A 22,513-nucleotide genomic window follows, 5' to 3' on the forward strand; every position below is an offset into this window, starting at 1 on the left:
CAATCAAAATCAATTAAACATAAAATCTTATAAAGCAAAAGCAGTAGTAACCAATTGATTACTACTGCTTAAAGTGTACCTTTAATATTAATAAATCTTGTATCGTATTTTTAGGACCAGACATCCTTATTACCTTGCTTTAGTCCAGAAATCTTTGCAGGGGCATTTTTCATCAATAAAATAAAGATTATTTTTCGACCATCTATAACGACGTTTGCAAACATTGATCGTAAAATCTTTTGTGCATTGTATGTAGATTTCTGATATTACAATTTTCTTTGTGGGAACCCTTTTAGGATTGGGTAATTTTACAAATTGTTTTTTTAAAAGGAGAGAGTTTTTCTGTGGAATATATAAAAACAATTGATAATGAGATATAGTATAACCATTTGATGCGCTTATTCTAATAAGAATGTCTTTATATCCATCATAGTTCCAGTCTTGAAAATCTATTGAAAAATAAAGAGTATTTCCATCAAAGTCAGGAATATGGTATTTTTGAACAAGTTTATTTTTGACTATTTCAAAAAGTTCAAGATGATAATTTAATTTTTTATCTAAATAACAAATCAAAGCATGTCGTTTAGATTTTGAAATGAAACTACCAATTTTTATATATTGGTCTGGGTTATAGTTCTCGAATATTTCTTTACTTAAATTTTTATTTACAATATCTATCGCTTCTTTTCTTGTATGTGGTAAATAAAGTTGTGCGCGCACACTCTGGTTAATTAGCAAAAACAGAAAAAAGAGTCGCATAATTTAATGTAATTAATGGATTATTCTCACATCAAAATTTAATAAAAAAACCTTGTTTCAATATTAGAAAGCAAGGTTTTCTTCATGAAAAAGTTTTAATGGATATTACTCTTTCAAATTCTTCAGATACTCAATACTTTTCGGAACATTCACAAGTTCGTTATTGCTTTCATCTTCAATAAAGAAATGCTTGATACCTATTTTGTTAGCTTCTTTAAAGATATTCACCCAATCAGCCTGCCCTGTGCCCAAAACCACATCATTTTCAGCAGGTGTATGGCCTGAAAAATCTCCTGTAATACCCTTTTTCAAATCTTTCACGTGCATCAGTTTCCAGCGATTACCATATTTTTTCATCAAGGCTACCGGGTCTCCACCACCATGAATTGTCCATAATACATCCATTTCAAAAGAAACATATTCAGGGTTGGTATTTTTGATGATATAGTCCATCAAAGTGCCATCTTCATAAGGTCTGAACTCATATCCGTGATCATGGTAACAGAAAGTAATGCCATTTTCTTTAAAAATTTTACCCGCATAATTGAAATCCTCCACGGCTTTTTTAGCTTCTTCAATCGTAAAATTATCACCTTTATGAGGTATCCAGGCACACATCACATAGGTTGAGCCTAGGATTTTAGCTCTTTTAACTGTTTCTTCAGGGGTTCTTAATTGTTCATATCCGATTCCTGTTGAAGGGATTTTGATACCGCGATCATCACACATTTTTTTAAATTCTTCCAGGGTAACACCTTTAGCACCGCCACCTTCTATTTCTGTAACACCTAAAGATTTAATGAGGTCTAAAGTACCTGGCACATCTTTGGGCATCACATTCCTATAGGTATAGGTCTGCACTGCAAATGGAGCTTTATACAATGGCTTTTTCTTTTGTGCATTCACTTCCTGACTAAATAACAGGCTTAATAAACTGTAAAAAAGGATTTTTTTCATTGTCAATGTAGCGATTTCCGCCGGGTTAATTATAGTTATTTAAAGGTTTCTTTTTTTCAACTCACCAACAGCATAATTGGCAGCACGGGCTGTTAATGCCATATAGGTCAACGATGGATTTTGTGTTCCGGTTGAAGTCATGCAAGCACCATCAGTTACAAAAACATTTTTGCAAAGATGCAAAGCATTCCACTTATTAAGCAAGGAGGTCTTGGGGTCGTATCCCATTCTGACACCACCCATTTCGTGAATATCTGAACCCGGATTTGATTTACCATCAGATGCCTTTATATTCTTAAATCCGGCTTTGGTAAACATTTCGGTAAACTGTTCGATATAATCCTGTACCATCTTCACATCATTATCTGTCCATTCGGCAGATGTAACCAATTGAGGAATACCATAAGGGTCTTTTAAAGTCTCATGTAATCTCACGTGGTTCTTTTCAATAGGTACAATTTCACCCATCATCCACGAACTTACTCCCCAGTTGCCTAATTTCGGATACAATAAATTATTCTTTAGATCTTCTCCAATCCCCTCGCGGCTTGAATAGTACCCTCTGCCAGCACCAACACCTGCGGCATAACCCCTTAAGAAATCAGTTTCCTGAGAAAATAGATTTCTGAATCTTGGCACATATCCATTGCTTGGGTTTTTCCCATCAGTCATTTTATCTAAAAAGCCCTCAACTTCGGCAGAAATCCTGCCGCGGTAATTATGCCATGCTATAAATTTCCCCAAAAGCCCACTATCATTTCCTAATCCATTAGGAAAACGGCCAGAAATGGAATTCAATAAAATTAAATTTGAATTAAGCGCTGAGCCATTTACAAAAATGATTTTCGCATAGTATTCAATCATTTCTTTCGTATTTGTGTCAACTACCCTTACTCCACTTGCCTTATTCAGTTTTTCATCAAAAATGATTGAATGAACTGTCGAAAAAGGCCTTAATGTCATATTGCCTGTTTTGGCAGCCCAGGGCAGGGTAGAGGCATTACTGCTGAAATAGCCTCCATAAGGGCAACCACGGTTACAGAGATTACGATGCTGACATTTGGCTCTTCCCTGTTTCAGATGAATGGCTTGTGGCTCGGTAACATGGGCGCAACGTCCTTGAATTACATGGCGTTTTTGTTCATAATGTTCAGCTAAAACCTTTTTCAGATGTTGTTCTACACAATTGAGTTCTATTGGTGTAAGAAACTCTCCATCAGGTAATTCCTGCAAACCATCTTTATTTCCTGAAATACCCGCGAATTTCTCCACATGGCTATACCACGGAGCAATATCAGCATAACGTATCGGCCAGTCTACAGCAAACCCATCACGCTTAGGGCCTTCAAAATCCAGGTCACTCCAGCGTTGGGTTTGTCTTGCCCACATAAGAGACTTACCCCCTACATGGTATCCACGGGTCCATGTAAAGGGTTTTTCTTCAACAAAGGGCTGAATCCCATCTTTCAGAGCAAAAGGGAGCGTTTCTTCTCTTAAAAAAGCAGATCTTCCTTTGGGATATTGGGCTCTTATATCTAAAGGTACTTGTCCACGATGTTCAAAATCCCAGGGATTTTTCATGGCAGTAGGATAATCTGCAATATGCTTAATATCTCGTCCCCGTTCTAAGACAATTGTTTTCAGACCTTTCTCACACAATTCCTTGGCTGCCCAACCCCCACTAATACCTGAGCCAATCACGATGGCATCGTAAGTATTCTGTTTTTTAGCCTCAATATTCAGATTTGCCATTTATATCTTTGGTTAAGGTGAATAGCTTATTTTTTTACAGGTACACAGCCATAATAGTGTCCTGGTGCCATATTATAGCGCAGAAACTCAGTTTGCACATATTCCGAAGTTGTATACCCTAAAATAGTCAGGTTTTTGACAAGGCTATAGAAATCTTTTAGCTTGGTATCCTGACTTTTTTCAAAACTCAATAAAATTTGCTGTTTTTGTTGGGTATCACAATCGGCAAAGGATTTTCCGAATTGCTTTTGTGCTGTGGTGTCAGTAGCTGCTAATCCATTCCTTATATTTTCTGAAACGGGTGCTTCGTAGCAATCCTGTAGCATTTTCTGTAAAAAAGCAGGTACACCTAAAGATTTCGCTCCTTTGGTAGTAGATTCAGGAATAATAGTCTCTACTATTACCTCAAGCATATTCTGCTCGCTTACCTTTAAAAAGCTTTGATTGAGTTGAAAAGAATGAGTGTTCCAGCCATCGGTTGCCCAGGCAGGAATAGAGACAAGCCCACCTAATGCTAAAGTCAGGTCTCTGATAGCTATACGTCGGTTCATAAGGAGAATATTTGGAAAGATAAAGTTACTTTAAAATTTAATTCTTTCGAGTTTTTATGAGACAAAATTTAGTTTTGTATAGATAAAATAGCAGGACAGAATCATAGAATAATGAACTCCTATCAGTATGATATTAATTAAAAGTTCTTAACAGTAGTAAGATTATGAGAAATGATGTATTATTAAATAATTTTAAAGCAGTTAGTATTAGAAAAATACGACATTACTCATTTAACCATTCAAAACAGATAAACTCAGATGACAAAATCATTGAACTGGACAAGAAAAGCATTTAATAGAAATATTGAATTTAAAGATGAAAAAGGAAGTGTAGTGGGGATAATTACATTCAAACTATTTGATAGAGAAATAGAGGCTGAACTATATGGTAAAAAATTCAGATTCGATGTTTCTGGTTTTGTGAATAAGGAAGTAAGAGTTACGGATGAAACTATTAATGAAGTAGCTAAAATAAATTTAGGTTTCAGAAGCAAGGCGGAAGCCAAGTTGACAAATGGGGAAAAGTATATCTGGAAAAGGGCAGATTTCTTTATGAAGCAATGGGAATTGATTCATGATTTGCCATTTACCGATAATGACCCTGTTGTGGTTAACTATGATAGAGATAGAAATTTTCTGAATCAGGAAGGGAAAATCAGTATTCTTGAATCAGGTCAGGACACAGACTTATTGACCTTAATTGGCTTTTTTATTGGCTTTTATTTTCTAAGAAGACGCAGTAAAGCAGCCATAATTGGTCTGGGTGTGGCTATCAGCTAATTAATTCTAAAAACCGCTACACCAATTTATCTCTGATGGCCTTGGTAATTGCTTCGCCTTTTGAATTTACATGCAGTTTCTGGTAAATATGTAAAATGTGCTTCTCAACTGTGTTTATACTAATATCATAATGATAGGCGATGAGCTTATAGCTATCGCCTTCTACTAATCTTTGCAATACCTCAATTTCTCTGCTTGTAAGCTCGTAAGGATTGAGTTTTGGTTCTTGAAAAGTTGACAGAACTTTCAAGGCGATAGACGGGCTCATGACCCCTCCACCTTTGTAGATGTCTTTGATACCTTCAATTATTTTATCCCCCGAAGTTTTCTTCAGTAAATATCCGACTGCCCCTGCCTTGAGTGCATCAAAAATTCGATTTGGGTCCTCAAATACAGTGAGCATAAGTATTTTAGGTATTTTACTTAGTTTTTTAGACAATAGACCAGTAGCTTCAATACCTGTCATAAATGGCATTTCAATATCCATTAGTATCACATCTGGCTGTTCAGTAGTCACATCTTCCAATATATTTACAGGATTCTGATGTGCCCCTGTTAGAATTATATCTTCACACGATTCTATCACCCAAACAAGCGTTTCACTCAATTGAGCATTGTCTTCATAAATAGAAACTCTAATCATCTCCGAGAATTAAATAGTATTGTGAGCAAAGATAAAATTTTAAGTATTACTATTAAATGGCGTATTTATGTGATAGAAAAGTTGAGAGTTATGGAAGAACCTGCTGTTGAAGAAGACGAAATGTCAATTTTAGCACCAATTTCGGCAGCCCGCAATTTCATATTTTTTAAACCATTTCTTGAGGTATTCAGCAAAGTATCAAACCCCATCCCGTTATCTTTTACAGTGATTGACAGGTCTTTTTTGTTTTTTATAAAATGTACACTCGCCTGAGTAGCATCAGAGTATTTAATCAGGTTATTAATTGCCTCTTTAATAATCAGATACAAATTTCTGCGAATTTCCATAGGCAGACTTAAACTTTCAATGCCTTCATCTATTTTAAAATCGAAAGCAATATTCTTTGATTCAGCCAAGGGGAAAGCAAACTCTCTTAACCGAAGCAGAATACCCTGCAAAGAATCATTTACGGGGTTAACAGACCAGATGATTTCATCAACCGATTCCAGCACATGCTGTGAGTCTGAGTGTATTTTAGTAAACATCTTGTTGTTTTTGTCATTTGTTACAACAGATGTCTGATTTTTAGCCATGCCACTAATCAACAAAATACTACTTAGTGTACTCCCAATTTCATCATGTAAATCTGAAGCTATTCTATTCCGCAATTTTTCAGCTTCCTGTAAGCGTCTTAACTTATTTCTGTTTAATACAAATATTGTGAAAACCCCAATGAGTAAAAGGAGCAGAAAACTGCCTATGATGATACCTTTGTTTTGAAGTGAGGCTTTGGCATTTTTTTCGTTGAGTAAAGCAATTTCTTGTTCTTTTTGTTTGGTCTCATATTTTGTCTGCAATTCTTCTGTGTTATTTGCAGTTTCAACCTTAAAAGTTGAGTCCTTGGCTATTTCTGCGGCGAGCTTATGCTCATATGCTTTTTGATAATTTTTTGTGTCTGCATAGAAGGCAGATATGTTTTCATTGATACTGTAAAGCATATAAATATCCTTGAGCTCTTTAGCTAATTCTAAAGACTTTAAATAATATTTTTCGGCAAGTACGTTTTTATTTTGCTTTGAATACAAATCACCTAAATTATGATAAACTATTTTCAAAGATGCAGTTGCGTCTAATTCTTTAATCATTTTCTCACTTTTTTTGAGATAAGATTCAGCCTTTACAAAATCATTCTGCGAAAAATAGATTCGGCCAAGATTGGTTAAAAAATCAGTCTGTAAAAGCGCATAATCTGCTTCTTCTGCCATTTTCAATCCTCTTAAAAAGCAATTTATTGCCTCTTTTGGCTTTTTAAGCATTTCATAAAGATTTCCTATGCTGTTTTCAGCAATTGCAATATAAATCTTGTTATTATTTTCTTTTTCTATTTGAAGCGCTTTCTGGTAATACTTCATGGCTTCGTCATATTTTTTATAATGCTGCAGGTTGTTGGCAATCCGGTCATAAGGGCTGCTTTTATAGGGTCTTATATTGTTTTTCTCCTGAAAATCAATTAATTCCATAGCATATTTTGTTGCCTGTTCCCGATCGCCTAATGCGCCGTATGCTACACTGATATTATTTAAAGCATTCTGATATGTTTTTTTGGGAAGTTTATATTTTTCAATAACCTCCTTGCATTTTATAAAGTAACTGAGAGCTTCATTGTATTTTTGCTTAGAGTAGGCAAGAAATCCTCTTGAATTCATAGCTCTGTAAAAACCTGTTCCATAGTTCAGTTTTTTACTTAATGACTCCAAAGCTGTAATTCCTGAATCAGCTGTTGCGTATGCACCTTGCTGAATACTCTGGAAGGTATATTCACTAAGACCTAAAATGTAGGTAGTATCCTGAATATGCGTTTTTAGGAAAACCCTGAGGGAATCAACAGTTTTAGGGAATTGGGCAAAAGAATGTGGTGCAATAAAGCATAAAAAGAGAACGAGGTAGATGGATTTTTTCATAATAGGTATCTGGTATGAATCAGGACGAGTAGCGTACAGATACAAAAATAAGATTTTTTATGAAAAAACTTTCACTTAGCTATAATAAGTTGAAATCAGCAAGGGAGTAGGAAATTATAACCAGATTACTTCAACTACCTCTTCTTTTGTAACTACTGTAGTGTGTTTTACCCTTGAATTACGTTTGAGTGTAATAAAGTTATGCTTTACTTTCTGTGCATCCTGAGAAAGCACCAGAAATGGTGTTTTTTTATAGAAAACCGTTACGATTTCGCCCTCCTTTACTGCAATCTCAATTTGCTGTTCGTTTTCAGAAACATTTATTGTTCTGGTGATATTTCGGGTTTCTAATGGCTCGCGTGAAGGATTCTGAATTAAATCTAAGGCTTTAGCTGCATTTGGAATGCCAAAACCAATATAGTTATTACCAAAAGGATACAAACTGGAAGATTTTTGAAGGTAGTTTTTGATTTCTTTATTGGTTAATTTAGGATTTGCCTGTAGCATACACGCAACAAACCCTGTAATAACAGGAGCGGCCAAAGATGTGCCATATAATGAATAACAGGCAACATTGGGTTTGAGATAATCCAAAAAATCTGGACCGACACTACTATAACCCATTTTAAGACCGAGCTCATTAGTAGCCCCGACAGCAATGGTGCCTTCGGCATCAGCCGGAGTTGAAATAATCCGCCAATCTCGGTCGTCACCCTCATTTCCGGCCGAAACTACAACGATCATTCCCTTTTCTTCGGTGGCGATTTTGGCTGCTCGAGCAATAATACTTGTATTGCCATTCATTTGGTCTGGTTTATAATCTTCTTTTGGATTTGAGAAGCCTTTTGCATAACCTAAAGAAGTGTTAATCAGACGTACTCCTAAGCTATCCATCCATTCCATAGCCGAGACCCAGTTATCTTCTTCTCCACGAAACTCTCGGCCACCGGTATCAGTTCGTGCCAGATAAAAGTTCGCCTGAGTTGCCAATCCGAATAGTAATTTATCATCATGGGATTTACCTGTAATAGCTGTCAGGACTTCAGTTCCATGAAAGTCAGATGAAGTTTCACGTTCATCAAAATGATTGATTTTTTTAGGATTTACGTAATCTTTTATGCCTAAAATTCTATTTTCTGTAAATAAATGTCCTAAAGCCAGAGATTCGCTTACACCAAAATATCCGGCATCAATTACACCTATAGTTACCCCTTTCCCGTTTAGACCTGCCATCAGAAATCCCTCTATTCCTACTTGTTTCATTACATAGTCTACCCTTAAATCATCAACTTTCAGATAATTTATTCCAGAATTAGTCTTTGCTAAAATCAGTTTACAATCAATAGGTATGATTTGCTGAACAAAAGGCAGGTTTTTAATGTATTGTATCTGAGAATGAGTAAGATTTGCCGAAATACCATTTAACCATTTTGAAGCATTGATAACCGAAATACCATTTACCCTGAGTTGGCTTATATAGTTGCTATTAACAGGTAAATCAGTGATTTGGGTTTCTAAAATGCCTAATTCCCTTCGGTTCTCTCTACATTTTTCAGAAATGGAGGCTTTTGAGTTTAATTCTTTATCTTTGAAAAGAACCCAGTACTTTTGCTGTGAAAATACATGTAAAGAAATAAAAACAAAAAGCAAAGTAGTAATAAGAAAATGTCCGACCCTTGTCATACTTATTAGATAATCTATAATTTTAGAATGCTCAATTCCTGCTATAATATAACCTACTTAGCAATCTATCAGAATAGTTTTTTTATTAAAATGAAATTTGATTGATAAATTTAACTAAAAATATTGATAATATAACCCGAACCACAAAAGTCAACTAAAAATCACCCAATATGCGTTACGATCCAATTGACTCAACTTTGTTCTTAAGCAATCGAAAGCGTCTTAATTCATTATTAAAACCTAAATCAATGGCAATTGTTTTGTCGAACGATGTGATTCCGAGTAATGCAGACGGGACACTGGGTTTCAGACAGAATAACGATTTTTTTTATTTAACTGGTATTGACCAGGAGGAAAGTATATTGATTTTGTTTCCGGATTTTCCTGACGAAAATTTTAGAGAGATCCTATTAATTCGTGAAACAAGTGAGCATATTAAAACCTGGGAGGGAGACAAGCTAACCAAATTACAGGCAACAAATATTTCAGATATTCCTAAGGTTGTTTGGGCAAATAGTTTTGAGTCGATTCTCCGAAAACTTGTTTTCGAAGCGGATCAGGTTTATCTGAACATGAATGAACACGATGGCGCAGACTGGAAATTTCAGAGCCGTGAAAGAAGGTTTATAGATGAATTTTACCAAAAATTCCCATTACATCGTATGGAAAGACTTGCACCCTTGATGAGACAATTGCGTGTGATTAAACAGCCGCATGAAATAGAATTAATGAAAAGAGCGATAGAAATCTCGGCTAAAGGGTTTAAACGAATGGCGAAGTTTTTGAAACCTAATGTACGCGAATTTGAATTGGAAGCTGAGTTGACCCATGAATTTTTAATGAATAGGTCTCGTGGCCATGCCTTTCATCCGATTATGGCGTCAGGACAAAGCGCTTGCGTATTACATTATATTACCAATAATAATATTTGTAGAGATGGAGAAGTTATATTGATGGATTTTGGCGCGGAGTATGCCAATTATAATGCCGATATAACCCGTTGTTTACCTGTTAATGGCAAATTTACCCCAAGGCAAAAAGAAGTTTATAATTCAGTTCTCAGGATATTGCGCATTGCACGTAATATGATCGTGAAAGGTAATACTATGGATAAACTGCGGAAAGACGTAGGCAAAGTGGTGGAAACGGAACTTATTGAATTAGGGTTACTAAACAAAAGTGATGTCACCAGACAAGATCCCGACACCCCATTGTACAGAAAATATTTCCCACATGGTATTTCTCATCATTTGGGTCTTGATGTTCATGATATTGGCAATCGGTACGAAACTTTTAAGCCAGGAATGGTTTTTACTTGTGAGCCTGGAATATATATCCCAGAAGAAAAATTAGGTATTCGTTTAGAAAACGATATTCTGATTACTCAACGCGGGAATATAGATTTAATGGAAGATATTCCGATTGAGATTGATGAAGTAGAGGATTTAATGAATAATTAACTGCTGACTTTGTAAAAGAATATTAATCGAAGATAGTTTTATACTATCTTTACAGGTCTGATAATTTTTTTAATAAAATGAAAAATATAGTGCTTTCAATAAGGTTTTTTTGTACAACTTTACTGATTTTTGCTTCAAAGTCAGTATTTGCTCAGAATGTTGATGAGATCGTTTTTCGACAAAAAATGGAGTTAAAAAAAGGAGAAACTACTGCTCAAACGGCTATTACTATTGCACAATCATTTTTAGGTCAAACTTATAAATCCGGCACACTTGAGGCATCTCCAAAAGAACAATTAGTTTGTAATCTGAAAGAATTTGATTGCTGGACTTTTGTTGAAACGGTTTCTGCTATGGCTGTAACCAGACATTCTTCAAAGCCGAGTTTTACATCTTTTCTGAATAATCTGAAGAAACTCAGATATAGAGATGGGCAAATAGATGGATATGCTTCACGTTTGCATTATTTCAAAGAGTGGGCAATCAGGGCAGAAGAGAACAAGATTGTGCAGGATATGACTGAAATGATTGGAGGGAAATTATCTGAAAAACAAATTCACTTTATGACCAGCCACCGTGACTTGTATCCCCAACTTAAGAATATCGAAACATTTTCTGCATTAGAAAATTATGAGAATCAACTTAATAAGTATGATTTTTATTATATACCAAAAGCAGATGTAAAGAAAATTGAAAGCGAGATTCAGGATGGCGATATTATCGCTATAACTTCAATTATTGAAGGACTTGATTTTAATCATGAGGGTTTTGCCATTCGAAAAAACGGACGGATTCATTTATTGCACGCCTCACAGGAGCTGAAAAAGATAGTGATTTCGCCAGAGCCTTTAACTGATTATCTCAATAGGTTTAAGAAGCATTCAGGTATTGCGGTTGTTAGACTTCTGCAATAAACAAAGATGATTTCTATGAAACGGTAATATTGTTAGTTTAAGTTTTATTCGATGGCCTGCCCATCTTTTATCACAAGCTTAATATTTCTGATACTCTTAATATCTTTAGATGGGTCACCTTCAACCACTAAAATATCAGCCAATAACCCGTCTTTAATTCTACCGACTTGTTTTTCTATGTGGAAAGCATCCGCATTAGTACTTGTAGCCGATTTAAGTGCTTCAATTGGTTTCATACCGTATTCAACCAACATTTCTATTTCACGGGCATTATCACCATGTGGAAAAACCCCAACATCACCACCCATACAGATCCTGACACCTGAATTCAGAATTTCTTTAAATGTTTCCTTTTTCTGTTTTATTCTTTCAGGCTCCATGTCAATTCCTTTTTTCCAGCCTCCATATTGTAAAATGGCATCACCTGCGGCTAAGGTAGGGCAAAGAAATACATTTTTTTCGGCCATCAGTTTCCAAATTTCAGGGGTGCCATTATCTCCATGTTCTATTGTTTCTACTCCTCCCAGAATAGCTCTTTTCATGCCTTCTGCTGTAGAGGCATGAGCTACTGTTGGTCTGCCCGAACTCTTAGCAGTTGAAACAATTAATTTAATTTCTTCAAGAGTGAAAGTAGGAGCAGCCTCACCTTTTAGACCCCATCGGTAATCAGCATAAATTTTTATGACATCTGCTCCTCTGCCGATCTGATTCCTCACTTTTTTTATCAGATCATCATGCCCGTCTGCCTCTTCCGCTCCTTGTGGCACATCAATATCAGAGGCAAATCCTTTGGGAGCATAGCTTCCGGTAGCAACCAAAGCTTTGGTTGCAATCAATAATCTTGGCCCCAGGATTACATTTTCATTAATGGCCCTTTTAAGCCCTACATCATCAAATTCAGCTCCTTCAGTTCCTAAATCTCTCGCGGTTGTAAAACCTGCCTTCAGTGTTCTTTCCGCATGTTTCACTGCTCTTGCTGTTCGGTAAGAACGCGATTCTTTGAGTACCTGGTCGTTCCATGATGTTTCATTATACGGATGTAAAAATAAATGGGTATGTCCTTCAATTAAACCAGGTAATAAAGTGCAGTTTTTGAGCTCAATTATTTTTGTATCACTAGCAAGATTTTTTTCGATATCAGTGTGTAAAGCGACCTTTTCAATTTTGTTGGCTTTAAGAAGCACACCGTATTTTTCCAGAACTTTTTCTCCATCAAATATTCTTTCAGGTTTCAGGTAGGTTGATTGTTGGGCGAATAAGATGTTTGTAAAGATGAAATGTAAAGTAATTGAAAAGATTATGAGTTTCTTCATGAAAGTTTTGGTTGAATAATTATTAAAAGGATTTTAGTCACTGTCTGTTACATTTGTTCGGTTGCTATCTACGAAACCATCTCAAACCTATCATACCGACCGCTATAAATAGAAGTCCCATTAGGATTTTGAAAGTAGTCACCTCAGGGAAAAACAGACTAAGGGTAAGAATTAATAGGCCGCAAGTAATAGCCACATAGCTGGCGTAGATTGTAAGTTTGTTTTTATCCATGTATATGTAGGTTAGGGTGTAAATTTGAATTTTATCCAAAAATAAAATTTTATTTAATTCTTTTATCTAAAATTTACATTTTTACAAAAAATCTTAAACACTATGCTTATTGGAATCGGAGGTGTCAGTCGTTCAGGCAAAAGTACTTTAGCCAATCTTTTGGTAACTCATTTTCGTAAGAATGGAAAGAAAGCAATAATTTTTCACCAGGATGATTTTGTGTTTCCTGAAACACAGATCCCGAAAATCAAAAGCAGGACAGATTGGGAATCCCCTCATTCTATTGACTTTAAATTGTTCAAAGAGGTCTTGATTCTTTTTAATGAAAAATTTGATGTGGTGATTGCGGAGGGTTTATTTGCTTTTCATGATGAATCAATCAATACACTGCTGGATAAAAAACTATTTGTAAAGATTTCTAAAAGGACGTTTCTGATAAGAAAATCAATGGATACACGATGGGGGTATGAACCAACATGGTTTATTGATCATATCTGGCATTCGTTTCAGAAATTTGGTAAACCATATGTCAAAATGAAAGATATTCTAACTATCAGTGGTGAAGATGAATTTGATATGGATAAGGTAATTAAGTATTTAGATAAGAATACTGCCAAAAATTAAGTGCTTGAAACTACTCTTTTTTTGCAATTGTTTATTCTATTTTTTAGAAGATTAATTTTTGAATTTGTTTGATTTAACAGACCTTTGCATTCTCATTAAAAATTAGCTCAATGAATCTCATAGACGGAAAATTAATTTCGGCTCAGGTTAAACAAGAATTAAAATCGGAAGTAGAAAAACAAAAAGCAAGCGGAAGTAAAATTCCACATCTGGCTGCAATATTAGTTGGTAATAATGGCTCAAGCGAAACCTATGTAGCAAGTAAAATTAAATCTTGTGAAGAAATTGGGTTTAAATCAACTTTAATTCGTAGAGATGATAGTATTACAGAGGAAGAACTTCTTCTGGTAATTAAACAATTGAATGAAGATGATGATATTGATGGGTTTATTGTCCAATTGCCGCTTCCTGCTCAGATAAATGTAGAAAGAGTAATTGAGTCGATTGAGCCCCGGAAAGATGTTGATGGTTTCCACCCTATTAATATAGGAAGAATGGCTAAAGGATTACCAGCCTATATTTCAGCAACACCATTCGGTGTATTGGAACTGATTAAGAGATATAATATTGAAACATCAGGAAAACACTGTGTAGTTGTAGGCAGGAGCCAGATAGTTGGTTTACCCATGAGTATTCTGATGCAAAGAAACACTTACCCCGGCAATTGCACAGTTTCGCTGGTTCATAGTCGTACTCAGAATTTATCTGAAATTACTCGTCAGGCAGATATTCTGATTGCAGCATTAGGCAAACCTGAATTTATTACTGCTGATATGGTTAAAGAGGGTGCTGTGGTAATTGATGTCGGGCTTACACGTGTGGTCGACAATACCAAGAAAAGTGGATTTGCACTGAAAGGTGATGTGAAATTTGATGAGGTTGCACCCAAATGCAGCTTTATTACGCCAGTACCGGGAGGGGTTGGACTAATGACGGTAGCTGCCTTAATGTATAACACACTACTATCGGCAAGAAGAGAGATATACAGATAAAACTTAGGGAGGCAATACTGATTTGGTAAAGCCTCCCATGGTTATGCGGCGTATATTTTAATGATTAATATAGAATTGATGCGTAATTGATTTACCTTTTGCTAATTGTAATTCTACAAAGTAAACACCATCTTTTAATTTCTCTACATCAAACTCCTGCTGGCAGCCTACCTGAAGATTTTGTTTTTGAATAACTCTTCCTTGTGAATCTTTTAAAAATGCTGTGGTTTTCATAATCATCATTAATTTTATTATTTATAAAAGGAGAAGCAAAAATTTTGCCGTGCAATAGTAGAGACGAACATTAGATAAAAAAATGTTGCATGGGTTTAATCAATTGGCAAATTTTGAGTCTATGGATTGTAAATTATAACGATTAAATAACCGGAATGTTTTAAACTAACCGATACATTCGTTTAAATGACCGATTCTTTTTCGAGGAATCACATTGAGGATTATATCTTTAAATATGTTTCAATTGAAGAATGTTTCACTGATCACGCATCTGGTTGGCTGGCTCACCGTTTTCAGCCTGACAACTTTATTCCTATCAGAGAACCGAAGCATAGCAGAGGTTTTCTTAAGACCTAATCTCTGGTTCTTTTTCCTGATTTATATGGTTCTTTTCTACTTTAATACACTTTGGCTTATTCCAAAATTCTTTTTTCAAAAAAGATATTTTATTTATTTCGGCATTATTCTCTGTTTGTTAATTGGCATAGCCATTATTAAACCATTTGATAGATTGGCTATTGAAAGAAAAAGAGAAAACCGTGTAATGCAGGTAAACCAGCGATTTCCGGAATTTGATAGACCTCCGCCACCACGAGGAGAAGTACCTCCAAACTTTAACGAACCCAGAATAGAGCCGCCAGGAGGCTTTCAACGAGGGCAAAGGCAGGAACCTCCTAATAAAATTGATGTAATCAGTATATTTTTATTCGGTCTGATTTGGGCATTGGGAATGGCGCTAAAAATTAGTCAGCGATGGCAGGAGTCGGAACAAAGAGCTATTCAAGCAGAAGCAGATAAAGCATATGCTGAATTATCGTTTCTAAAAGCCCAAATTAACCCGCATTTTTTGTTCAATACGCTCAATAATATTTATTCGCTGGCGGTAACGAACAATAAAAATACGGCTGCGAGTATTATGAAATTATCACAGATTATGCGGTACGTAACTGATGAAGTAGCTGAAGATTTTGTTCCGCTACAAAGCGAAATAGCGTGTATCAGTAATTATATTGATTTGCAAAAATTACGACTAAGCAAAAAAACAGGTGTAATTTTTGAAGTGTCAGGCAAAACGGATTCAAAACAGATTTTACCTTTATTATTAATGACTTTTGTTGAAAATGCCTTTAAGCATGGCATTAGTAATCATGAAAATTCTGTTATTGATATTAAAATAGCTGTCGAAAGCAATTCCATTAAGTTCGATTGTAGAAATACTTTATTTGCTACATCAAAAAAAGTAGAAAGAACCGGAATAGGATTGATAAACACTCATAAGAGATTGGCTCATTTATATAAAAATAAATATACATTATGTAGTGGTGAGGAAGCAGGGTTTTATCATGTCGAATTAATTATTGAAGCATAATATGTTACTCAAATGTGTTGCGATTGACGATGAGCCCCTGGCTTTGGAGTTAATAAAAGAATATATTTCAAGGTTACCTGAATTAGACCTGATTCAGGTGTTTGATGATGCCATTCAAGGCCAGGAATTTCTGAAAGAAAATGAAATTGATTTACTGTTTGTAGATATTAATATGCCAGATATTACAGGATTAGAACTGGTAAAATCTTTGAAAATCCGACCTATGATTATATTCACCACCGCTCACCGTAAATTTGCCGTAGAAGGCTTTGATTTAGAGGCGATTGATTATCTGCTAAAACCAGTTGATTTTGAGAGATTCGGCAAGGCCGTAAAAAAAGCGATTGAATACAATAATTTTAAAAACAATCTGATCATAGAAACACCGGAATACGTCTTTGTACGTGCTGAATACCGTATAATTAAAATCGAATTGAATGCCATTGAATATATTGAGGGCCTTGAAGATTATATCAAGATTCATATAACAGGATTACCCCATCCCATACTTACCTTGATGTCGTTGAAGGGCATTTTAGAACAATTACCTGCTCATCAATTCAGTCGTATCCACCGGAGTTATATCGTTGCTAATGCCAAAGTAAAATCCGTTTTAAAGAAAAATGTTTTATTAACCTCCGGTATTGAGCTACCTGTTAGTAATACCTACCAGCATTTTATTAAAGATTGGCAGAAAAAGTAATCAGTTTACCGATACAAACTTTTCATTGACCGATAAATCTGATTTACATGCAATTAAATTTTTCTTTTCGTCGTCTATAGAGATATAAAACGAAAAAGAATACGATGGACAGAAAAGATTTCTTAAGAAAGGGGTTAGGCTCATTAGCCATTATTCCGCTGTTTGCGGCTTGCAACGAAACAAATGTAGCACCTGATACCACAGGTACCGATGCAACAGGTTCTACAACAGGTTCTAATACTACTGGTTCGTGTACAACCACAGCTACCGAAACAGAAGGACCTTTCCCAACGAAAACCCCGGGCTCTCTGGTTACAAACGATATTACTTCTGATAGAAAAGGAACTAAGCTTACGGTAAAAATCACTATTCAGAATAAAAACAATAGCTGTGCTGCCTTAGCTAATGCCTTAGTAGACATCTGGCATTGTGATGCCGAAGGAAACTATTCAGAATATGGCGGAACGGGTATGCAAAGCACCAACTACACTAATGTACACTTCCTGAGAGGCAGACAGATCACAGATGCTAATGGTCTGGTAACTTTTACAACGATTTACCCTGGTTGGTATTCTGGTAGAGCTACTCATATTCATGTTCACATTTACAATAGCAGCGGTAAATCTTTGCTTGTAACACAGATAGCCTTTCCTGAGGATATCAATAAGGTGGTTTATGCGCAAGGGGTTTATGCCAGCCATGGACAGGCAGACACAACCAATGCAAGAGACAATGTATTCAGTGATGGTACCTCAACAGAAATGTCCGCCATAACCGGAAGTGCCGCAGCAGGTTACGTGCTTACGCATACAATTGTTGTGAATGTTTAATTTTTATTGTGGGATTGAATTAATCGCTAATTCGCAATTCACCATTCAAAATCAATCACTAAATCACCCAATCAATAAATAGATGAACAATGGCAAAAGGAATCATTCGCTTGTGTTATAAGAAGATGATAGATGTGAATGCGCAAAAACAGTGGGAAAAGCATGTTTTTGAGGATACTTATATGGAGTTTTTTATGCAATCACAATTCTATAATCAGGAAGAAAAGTACCCTACTTTTCAGGAATTGATAGCGAATGTTCCTGCTGCCGATAAACTGCATTATCTGGTAAGTACAGCCGCCATTAACTATATTCGACAATTGAATGACCTCATTCCTGACATTACCAATGCGCATCACCAATTGTGTTTACCATTCAAAAATTTCAGATTTGAAATTGTTCAGTCTCATAATAAAAATAAGGAAGAACATATAGTGGCTATCTATTTTTATAGCGAACCTATCATCTGGATTGATACAATTGATAATCAATTATTAATTTCTTATAGTAAACAGAAAGAGGCATTAGGTGCAGGAAATGAAATTTCAACAGATTTAATATCCTTGCAGCTGTTATTAAGTATTTCTTCTTTTCAAACTATTTAACATCATGCTTACTCAAACAGAAGGGCAGATTTATCTGTCGAACCTAAGAGGTATTACTAACCGAAAAATATTCAGGAGCTTTCATACATTCAATCACGGTTCTTATTCTGACGAAAGTAAAAAACCTTTTGGAAATCTGATTGCCTGTAATGATGATACGTTGGCAGCCGGAAATGCGATTATTACTAATGTTGATAAAGCGTTAGAAATATTCATAATTCCGATTGTAGGAGGAATAGAGGTAAAGGACAATAAGGATCAAAAGTTTTTTTTAGATGCAGGAGAAACTTTGATTTTAAAGCTCAGTAAGGGAGATTATTATCAGGTTTCAAACCCTTTCAAAGATGAGTTGGTGAATTTTTTACAAATCTGGATTGAGAACGATCCAGTAAGTATTAATTTAACTAATAGGCAAATTTCATTTGATTTAGATGGCAACAAAAATCAATTAAAGACTATCGGGGACAAGTGTTATATCGGTAAATTTTCGGGTAGGGAAGAAGGGGGTTTAACAATTAATGATAGAGATAAAGGCGTTTTTGGATTTGTAGTTGAAGGAGCATTTGAGTTTCAGAACCGATTGGTTGAAACAAGAGATGGTATAGCTTTGTGGAACGAAGATAACGAAGCACTACAAATAGAATTTGAAGCACTGTCAAACAATGCTATTATTCTGATAGTAGAAGTAGCAATTAAGGACGGAAACTCATTTTAGTAGTATAAAATTTACCTTTCTGAAATCTGAAATAGATTCGGCCAACCCGTATAACAGTCATTTCTTTAATATTTGCCGGATTTTCGATATCATCTTCCAAAGTATGAATACTTCCGTCTGTTTTTTTTGCGATTTGCACATAGTCAGACTGAAAGGCTAAATTTTTCTGATAGGTTTCACCACATAAAATGATATGAGTCTTTTTCTTAAGTCTGGAAAGGCTTTTTATATCTTTTACATGGCTGCTATTGTCAGCAATCATAACAATCTCATCTACCTCTGGAAAGTTCTTTTGTGCATACAGCAATGCTTCAATATTATTTTCGGCCTTATCTTTATTATTTTCAGTATTATTTATAGCCGCAAACATTGTATCCCACAATAATAATTCGTCTTTTTTCTTTACTGTAAACATTTTACCCGGCAGTTTCCCTTTGGTTTCATTGCCTAAACTATCACAGTCCGTAAAGAAAACTATACCTTTTATACTATTATTATCCACATTCTCCATCATCCAGTCAAACACTTGTGTTGTGTACGGAAACATACTGGAAGTCATATCACAGACAATAACAACATTTTTCCATTTATCCACGTTTCTATCAAGTGCTTCGTAAGAGGTTAATTCATAAGTTTTTCCTAATTCACGTACCCTTAAAATTTTATCACTCATTGAAACAGCAGAAGCATTAAGAAAACGGATTTCTTTATCAAGAAGCTCGGAATGTTTTTCTGAAGGAGCTGCAATATTTCTTGAAACTAATTTACTTACTTTTAAATTGGTCAAAGGTTCTGAAACTACATTTTCTGATTCAATAAACGTTTTTTCTACTATGGGCAATTTAGTCGTGAGTAGAGGAGGGCTTAATTTGTTTTCTTCAGGTAGTTCTGGTTTAGTAAATGTCTTATCATTAATTGAGTCTTCTTGTTTAGGCGTTAATTTAGTGATCGGTGTTTTTTGCGAAAGAATTTCAGATTTGGTAGATAGTGGGTCATCACCTGTAAACCAGTAATAACTTAATCCTAATACCAATACAACAACACTTGGAATGGAGAAACGCAAGAGATTATCTATCATAATTTTACGTTTCATCTTCCTCCAGTCATCTGGCGAATATTCGGGCTGGAAATGTTTTAATTTCTCCCTGATAATCCGATGGAATTTTTCTTCTTCTGACATGACTACAATCTTTTTGTTAATTTCTGACGAAGTAAACCATTTGCTAAAGACAGATTTGCCCTTGAAGTACTTTCTGCAATGTTCAACATTTCGGCAATTTCTTTGTGAGAATACCCTTCTATGGCATATAGACTAAAAACAACACGATAGTTGGTGGGTAAGCTCTGAACTGCCTGCATTATGTCTTCAGAAGAGAGTTTAGCATAAACAGACTCGTCTCCATAATTTGATTCAGCAATATTATCGTTTAGTTCTGCTGATTGTTTATGAATATTTTTTCTATAATGATCTATGGCTCCGTTTATCATAATTCTCCGAAGCCAAGGTTTAATACTTTCAATATTATCTATTTTGCTGAGATTTTTGAAGACTTTCAAGAAACCATCATTCATTATTTCCAATGCGTCTTCTCTGTTTTCACAATAACTCATACAAGCAGACAAAGCAAACCCGTGAAAATGCTCATAAAAAATTTTCATGGCTTTTTCATTGCCTTTCAGGCAGTCTGCGACAACCTCCATCAAACTATTTGAGGTCAATAGCTTTTTTCTGGTTAAGGTTTTTAAGTAAATTTCTGCTGTTTGAGTTATCACGGGAAATTTACGATTGAATAGTGAAACTATTTTTGATAAGACGTAAATAACCTGTTAAAACGCTGTGTGAAATAATTAATTCCTTAAAAATCATTAGTAGAATCAAGGAGATTCTTAATTTGTAGAGTCTAATTATTTCAGTTTATTAAGACCGGAGTGCAGGCCTTATCATGCTTTTTCCTTTTTTAGGAAATACATAATCAAAACCATTCTGCACTTTCAGATTATAATCAAAAAACTCTAAAGCCCTTTGTAAATGAGTACGGTTAATAGCAATAAAATAAGGGTTTCTGCCATTACCTCTTCTCACAAGTCTTGCATCTAATTTGAAGATTGTTCCTTCGGGATAGTTTGCAACTAATTTAGAAGGACAACTCACTTTAATATCGCAGGGCACCTGTTGGCCATTTATAGTACTGAGCCGCATACGTTTCTTACTGTTGTCATAATAAGACTCAGCAAAAACATCCAGAAAAAAAACTTTGTTAAGTTCAGGAACTTCATCAAGTAGCGACAATTGCATCAGCTTTAGGCGTTTATTTGTCATGGTTCGTTCTGGTATTATTCCATGAATATTGCAAATCTATACAAAAAGTCGAAAATATTCCAATAGGGTATATGTTTTTTTAAGCAAAAAGCGTACCTTTGCGCATCTTTTTTTGAGGCATAAAAAAAATGGCAGAAGTTAAGATTTTTTCAGGTACTACATCAAAGTATTTAGCCAGTCGTGTTGCTGATTATTATGGCAAAGACTTAGGCGGGGTAAGCATCAATCGCTTTGCTGATAGTGAAATTTCGGTAAGTTTTGATGAGTCTGTAAGAGGGTGTGATGTTTTTCTGGTTCAGTCGACCTTTCCACCAAGTGATAATATCATGGAGTTGTTGATGATGATTGATGCCGCAAGACGTGCTTCAGCTCACTATGTTTGTGCTGTTATCCCTTATTTCGGATATGCCAGACAAGACCGTAAAGATAAGCCAAGAGTAGGTATTACAGCAAAACTTATTGCTAATATGCTTACAGCCGCTGGTGCAGACCGGGTTATGACGATGGATTTACACGCAGGGCAGATTCAGGGTTTTTTTGATATTCCTGTTGACCACCTTGAAGGTACTTCAGTTTTTGTGCCTTATCTTAAAACTCAAAAACTGGAAAACCTTAAATTTGCTTCTCCTGATGTTGGAGGTGTATCTCGTTGTAGAAAATTTGCTTCTTATTTCGATGCGGATATTGTAATTTGTGATAAACACCGGAAAAAAGCCAATGAGATTGCTTCAATGCAGCTTATAGGAGATGTTGAAGGCTCTGATGTGGTTTTGGTCGATGATTTAATTGATACTGGTGGTACTATCTGTAAAGCAGCTGAGTTGATTCTATCCAAAGGAGCGAAGTCTGTGAGAGCATTCTGTACTCATGGTGTTCTTTCAGGTAAAGCGCATGAAAATATTTCTAATTCAGTATTAGAAGAATTAATAGTAACTGATACCATTCCATTAAAATACGATAACCCTAAGATTAAGGTGTTATCAGTTGCCGAATTATTTGGTAAGGCTATCGGAAGAATCAGAGATAATGGGTCTATTAGCACTTTATTTATAAATTATCAACAGAATTTAGGTTTTTAATCAACAAAGGTTAAGACCAAATTCATTAATTAAAATT

General features: G+C 35.3%; 24 protein-coding genes. 11 read left to right on the forward strand and 13 right to left on the reverse strand.

Annotation, left to right across the window (positions count from 1 at the left end):
- Positions 1-129: 129 nt before the first annotated feature.
- The 4 genes from H1R81_RS23900 to H1R81_RS23915 form a co-directional block, all read right to left on the reverse strand.
- Positions 130-720: an XAC2610-related protein gene (locus H1R81_RS23900; protein ID WP_181843277.1), complete on the reverse strand. Its 591-nt coding sequence runs from the start codon at positions 718-720 to the stop codon at positions 130-132.
- A 144-nt stretch (positions 721-864) separates the two neighbouring features.
- On the reverse strand, positions 865-1,716 hold the full coding sequence (locus tag H1R81_RS23905; RefSeq protein WP_181843278.1) for a sugar phosphate isomerase/epimerase: 852 nt from the start codon (positions 1,714-1,716) through the stop codon (positions 865-867).
- A gap of 39 nt (positions 1,717-1,755) precedes the next feature.
- Positions 1,756-3,468 carry a GMC oxidoreductase gene (locus H1R81_RS23910; RefSeq protein ID WP_181843279.1) on the reverse strand — a complete coding sequence of 571 codons (1,713 nt, stop codon included), beginning with the start codon at positions 3,466-3,468 and terminating at the stop codon, positions 1,756-1,758.
- A gap of 26 nt (positions 3,469-3,494) precedes the next feature.
- Positions 3,495-4,019 (reverse strand): gluconate 2-dehydrogenase subunit 3 family protein, encoded by a 525-nt coding sequence (locus H1R81_RS23915; RefSeq protein WP_181843280.1) that lies wholly within the window; start codon positions 4,017-4,019, stop codon positions 3,495-3,497.
- 258 nt (positions 4,020-4,277) lie between these two features.
- Here H1R81_RS23915 and H1R81_RS23920 point away from each other — a divergent pair, with 258 nt between their 5' ends.
- Positions 4,278-4,799, forward strand: coding sequence for a hypothetical protein (locus H1R81_RS23920; protein ID WP_181843281.1), 522 nt, complete (start codon positions 4,278-4,280; stop codon positions 4,797-4,799).
- A 16-nt stretch (positions 4,800-4,815) separates the two neighbouring features.
- Here the strand turns inward: H1R81_RS23920 and H1R81_RS23925 are convergent, their stop codons facing one another.
- From H1R81_RS23925 to H1R81_RS23935, 3 genes are all read right to left on the reverse strand, one after another.
- Positions 4,816-5,442 carry a response regulator gene (locus H1R81_RS23925; protein ID WP_181843282.1) on the reverse strand — a complete coding sequence of 209 codons (627 nt, stop codon included), beginning with the start codon at positions 5,440-5,442 and terminating at the stop codon, positions 4,816-4,818.
- A 65-nt stretch (positions 5,443-5,507) separates the two neighbouring features.
- Positions 5,508-7,403 carry a tetratricopeptide repeat protein gene (locus tag H1R81_RS23930; protein WP_181843283.1) on the reverse strand — a complete coding sequence of 632 codons (1,896 nt, stop codon included), beginning with the start codon at positions 7,401-7,403 and terminating at the stop codon, positions 5,508-5,510.
- Between the two features lie 114 nt (positions 7,404-7,517).
- Positions 7,518-9,086 (reverse strand): S8 family serine peptidase, encoded by a 1,569-nt coding sequence (locus tag H1R81_RS23935; protein WP_181843284.1) that lies wholly within the window; start codon positions 9,084-9,086, stop codon positions 7,518-7,520.
- Between the two features lie 170 nt (positions 9,087-9,256).
- Between H1R81_RS23935 and H1R81_RS23940 the strand changes: the two genes are divergently transcribed.
- The gene (locus H1R81_RS23940) at positions 9,257-10,546 is read left to right on the forward strand and encodes an aminopeptidase P N-terminal domain-containing protein (RefSeq protein WP_181843285.1); all 1,290 of its coding nucleotides are present in this window, start codon (positions 9,257-9,259) and stop codon (positions 10,544-10,546) included.
- A 185-nt stretch (positions 10,547-10,731) separates the two neighbouring features.
- A complete protein-coding gene (locus H1R81_RS23945; RefSeq protein WP_229251210.1) occupies positions 10,732-11,460 on the forward strand; it encodes an N-acetylmuramoyl-L-alanine amidase-like domain-containing protein in 729 nt (242 codons plus the stop codon).
- Positions 11,461-11,504: 44 nt separating this feature from the next.
- On the opposite strand, the gene H1R81_RS23950 is transcribed toward H1R81_RS23945, so the two are convergent.
- Positions 11,505-12,773 (reverse strand): amidohydrolase family protein, encoded by a 1,269-nt coding sequence (locus tag H1R81_RS23950; protein ID WP_181843287.1) that lies wholly within the window; start codon positions 12,771-12,773, stop codon positions 11,505-11,507.
- Positions 12,774-12,837: 64 nt separating this feature from the next.
- The gene (locus tag H1R81_RS23955; protein WP_181843288.1) at positions 12,838-13,005 is read right to left on the reverse strand and encodes a hypothetical protein; all 168 of its coding nucleotides are present in this window, start codon (positions 13,003-13,005) and stop codon (positions 12,838-12,840) included.
- A gap of 102 nt (positions 13,006-13,107) precedes the next feature.
- On the opposite strand from H1R81_RS23955, the gene H1R81_RS23960 reads away from it, so the two are divergent.
- Both H1R81_RS23960 and H1R81_RS23965 read left to right on the forward strand, forming a co-directional pair.
- Positions 13,108-13,629: a uridine kinase gene (locus H1R81_RS23960; RefSeq protein WP_181843289.1), complete on the forward strand. Its 522-nt coding sequence runs from the start codon at positions 13,108-13,110 to the stop codon at positions 13,627-13,629.
- Between the two features lie 110 nt (positions 13,630-13,739).
- A complete protein-coding gene (locus H1R81_RS23965) occupies positions 13,740-14,621 on the forward strand; it encodes a bifunctional 5,10-methylenetetrahydrofolate dehydrogenase/5,10-methenyltetrahydrofolate cyclohydrolase (RefSeq protein ID WP_181843290.1) in 882 nt (293 codons plus the stop codon).
- A gap of 57 nt (positions 14,622-14,678) precedes the next feature.
- On the opposite strand, the gene H1R81_RS23970 is transcribed toward H1R81_RS23965, so the two are convergent.
- Positions 14,679-14,855 carry a T9SS type A sorting domain-containing protein gene (locus tag H1R81_RS23970; RefSeq protein WP_181843291.1) on the reverse strand — a complete coding sequence of 59 codons (177 nt, stop codon included), beginning with the start codon at positions 14,853-14,855 and terminating at the stop codon, positions 14,679-14,681.
- Between the two features lie 235 nt (positions 14,856-15,090).
- Between H1R81_RS23970 and H1R81_RS23975 the strand changes: the two genes are divergently transcribed.
- The 5 genes from H1R81_RS23975 (at position 15,091) to H1R81_RS23995 (ending at position 19,077) form a co-directional block, all read left to right on the forward strand.
- Complete coding sequence (locus H1R81_RS23975) at positions 15,091-16,224, forward strand: sensor histidine kinase (protein ID WP_181843292.1); 1,134 nt, start codon at positions 15,091-15,093, stop codon at positions 16,222-16,224.
- A gap of 1 nt (position 16,225) precedes the next feature.
- On the forward strand, positions 16,226-16,927 hold the full coding sequence (locus tag H1R81_RS23980; RefSeq protein WP_181843293.1) for a LytTR family DNA-binding domain-containing protein: 702 nt from the start codon (positions 16,226-16,228) through the stop codon (positions 16,925-16,927).
- A 104-nt stretch (positions 16,928-17,031) separates the two neighbouring features.
- A complete protein-coding gene (locus tag H1R81_RS23985; RefSeq protein WP_181843294.1) occupies positions 17,032-17,757 on the forward strand; it encodes an intradiol ring-cleavage dioxygenase in 726 nt (241 codons plus the stop codon).
- 89 nt (positions 17,758-17,846) lie between these two features.
- Positions 17,847-18,362 carry a hypothetical protein gene (locus tag H1R81_RS23990; RefSeq protein ID WP_181843295.1) on the forward strand — a complete coding sequence of 172 codons (516 nt, stop codon included), beginning with the start codon at positions 17,847-17,849 and terminating at the stop codon, positions 18,360-18,362.
- Between the two features lie 4 nt (positions 18,363-18,366).
- A complete protein-coding gene (locus H1R81_RS23995) occupies positions 18,367-19,077 on the forward strand; it encodes a pirin (protein ID WP_181843296.1) in 711 nt (236 codons plus the stop codon).
- Here the strand turns inward: H1R81_RS23995 and H1R81_RS24000 are convergent.
- The 3 genes from H1R81_RS24000 to H1R81_RS24010 all read right to left on the reverse strand — a co-directional run bounded on the left by H1R81_RS24000 (position 19,055) and on the right by H1R81_RS24010 (position 21,397).
- Positions 19,055-20,257 (reverse strand): hypothetical protein, encoded by a 1,203-nt coding sequence (locus H1R81_RS24000; RefSeq protein ID WP_181843297.1) that lies wholly within the window; start codon positions 20,255-20,257, stop codon positions 19,055-19,057. The two genes, H1R81_RS23995 and H1R81_RS24000, sit on opposite strands and share 23 nt — an antisense overlap.
- Positions 20,258-20,259: 2 nt before the next feature.
- On the reverse strand, positions 20,260-20,850 hold the full coding sequence (locus H1R81_RS24005) for an RNA polymerase sigma factor (protein WP_181843298.1): 591 nt from the start codon (positions 20,848-20,850) through the stop codon (positions 20,260-20,262).
- A 145-nt stretch (positions 20,851-20,995) separates the two neighbouring features.
- A complete protein-coding gene (locus H1R81_RS24010; RefSeq protein ID WP_181843299.1) occupies positions 20,996-21,397 on the reverse strand; it encodes a hypothetical protein in 402 nt (133 codons plus the stop codon).
- 128 nt (positions 21,398-21,525) lie between these two features.
- Between H1R81_RS24010 and H1R81_RS24015 the strand changes: the two genes are divergently transcribed.
- Positions 21,526-22,476 (forward strand): ribose-phosphate pyrophosphokinase, encoded by a 951-nt coding sequence (locus H1R81_RS24015; RefSeq protein WP_181843300.1) that lies wholly within the window; start codon positions 21,526-21,528, stop codon positions 22,474-22,476.
- Positions 22,477-22,513 lie beyond the last annotated feature (37 nt).

Origin of the sequence: Emticicia sp. BO119, from assembly GCF_013912375.1 — a bacterium.
Taxonomy (GTDB): Bacteria; Bacteroidota; Bacteroidia; order Cytophagales; family Spirosomataceae; genus Emticicia.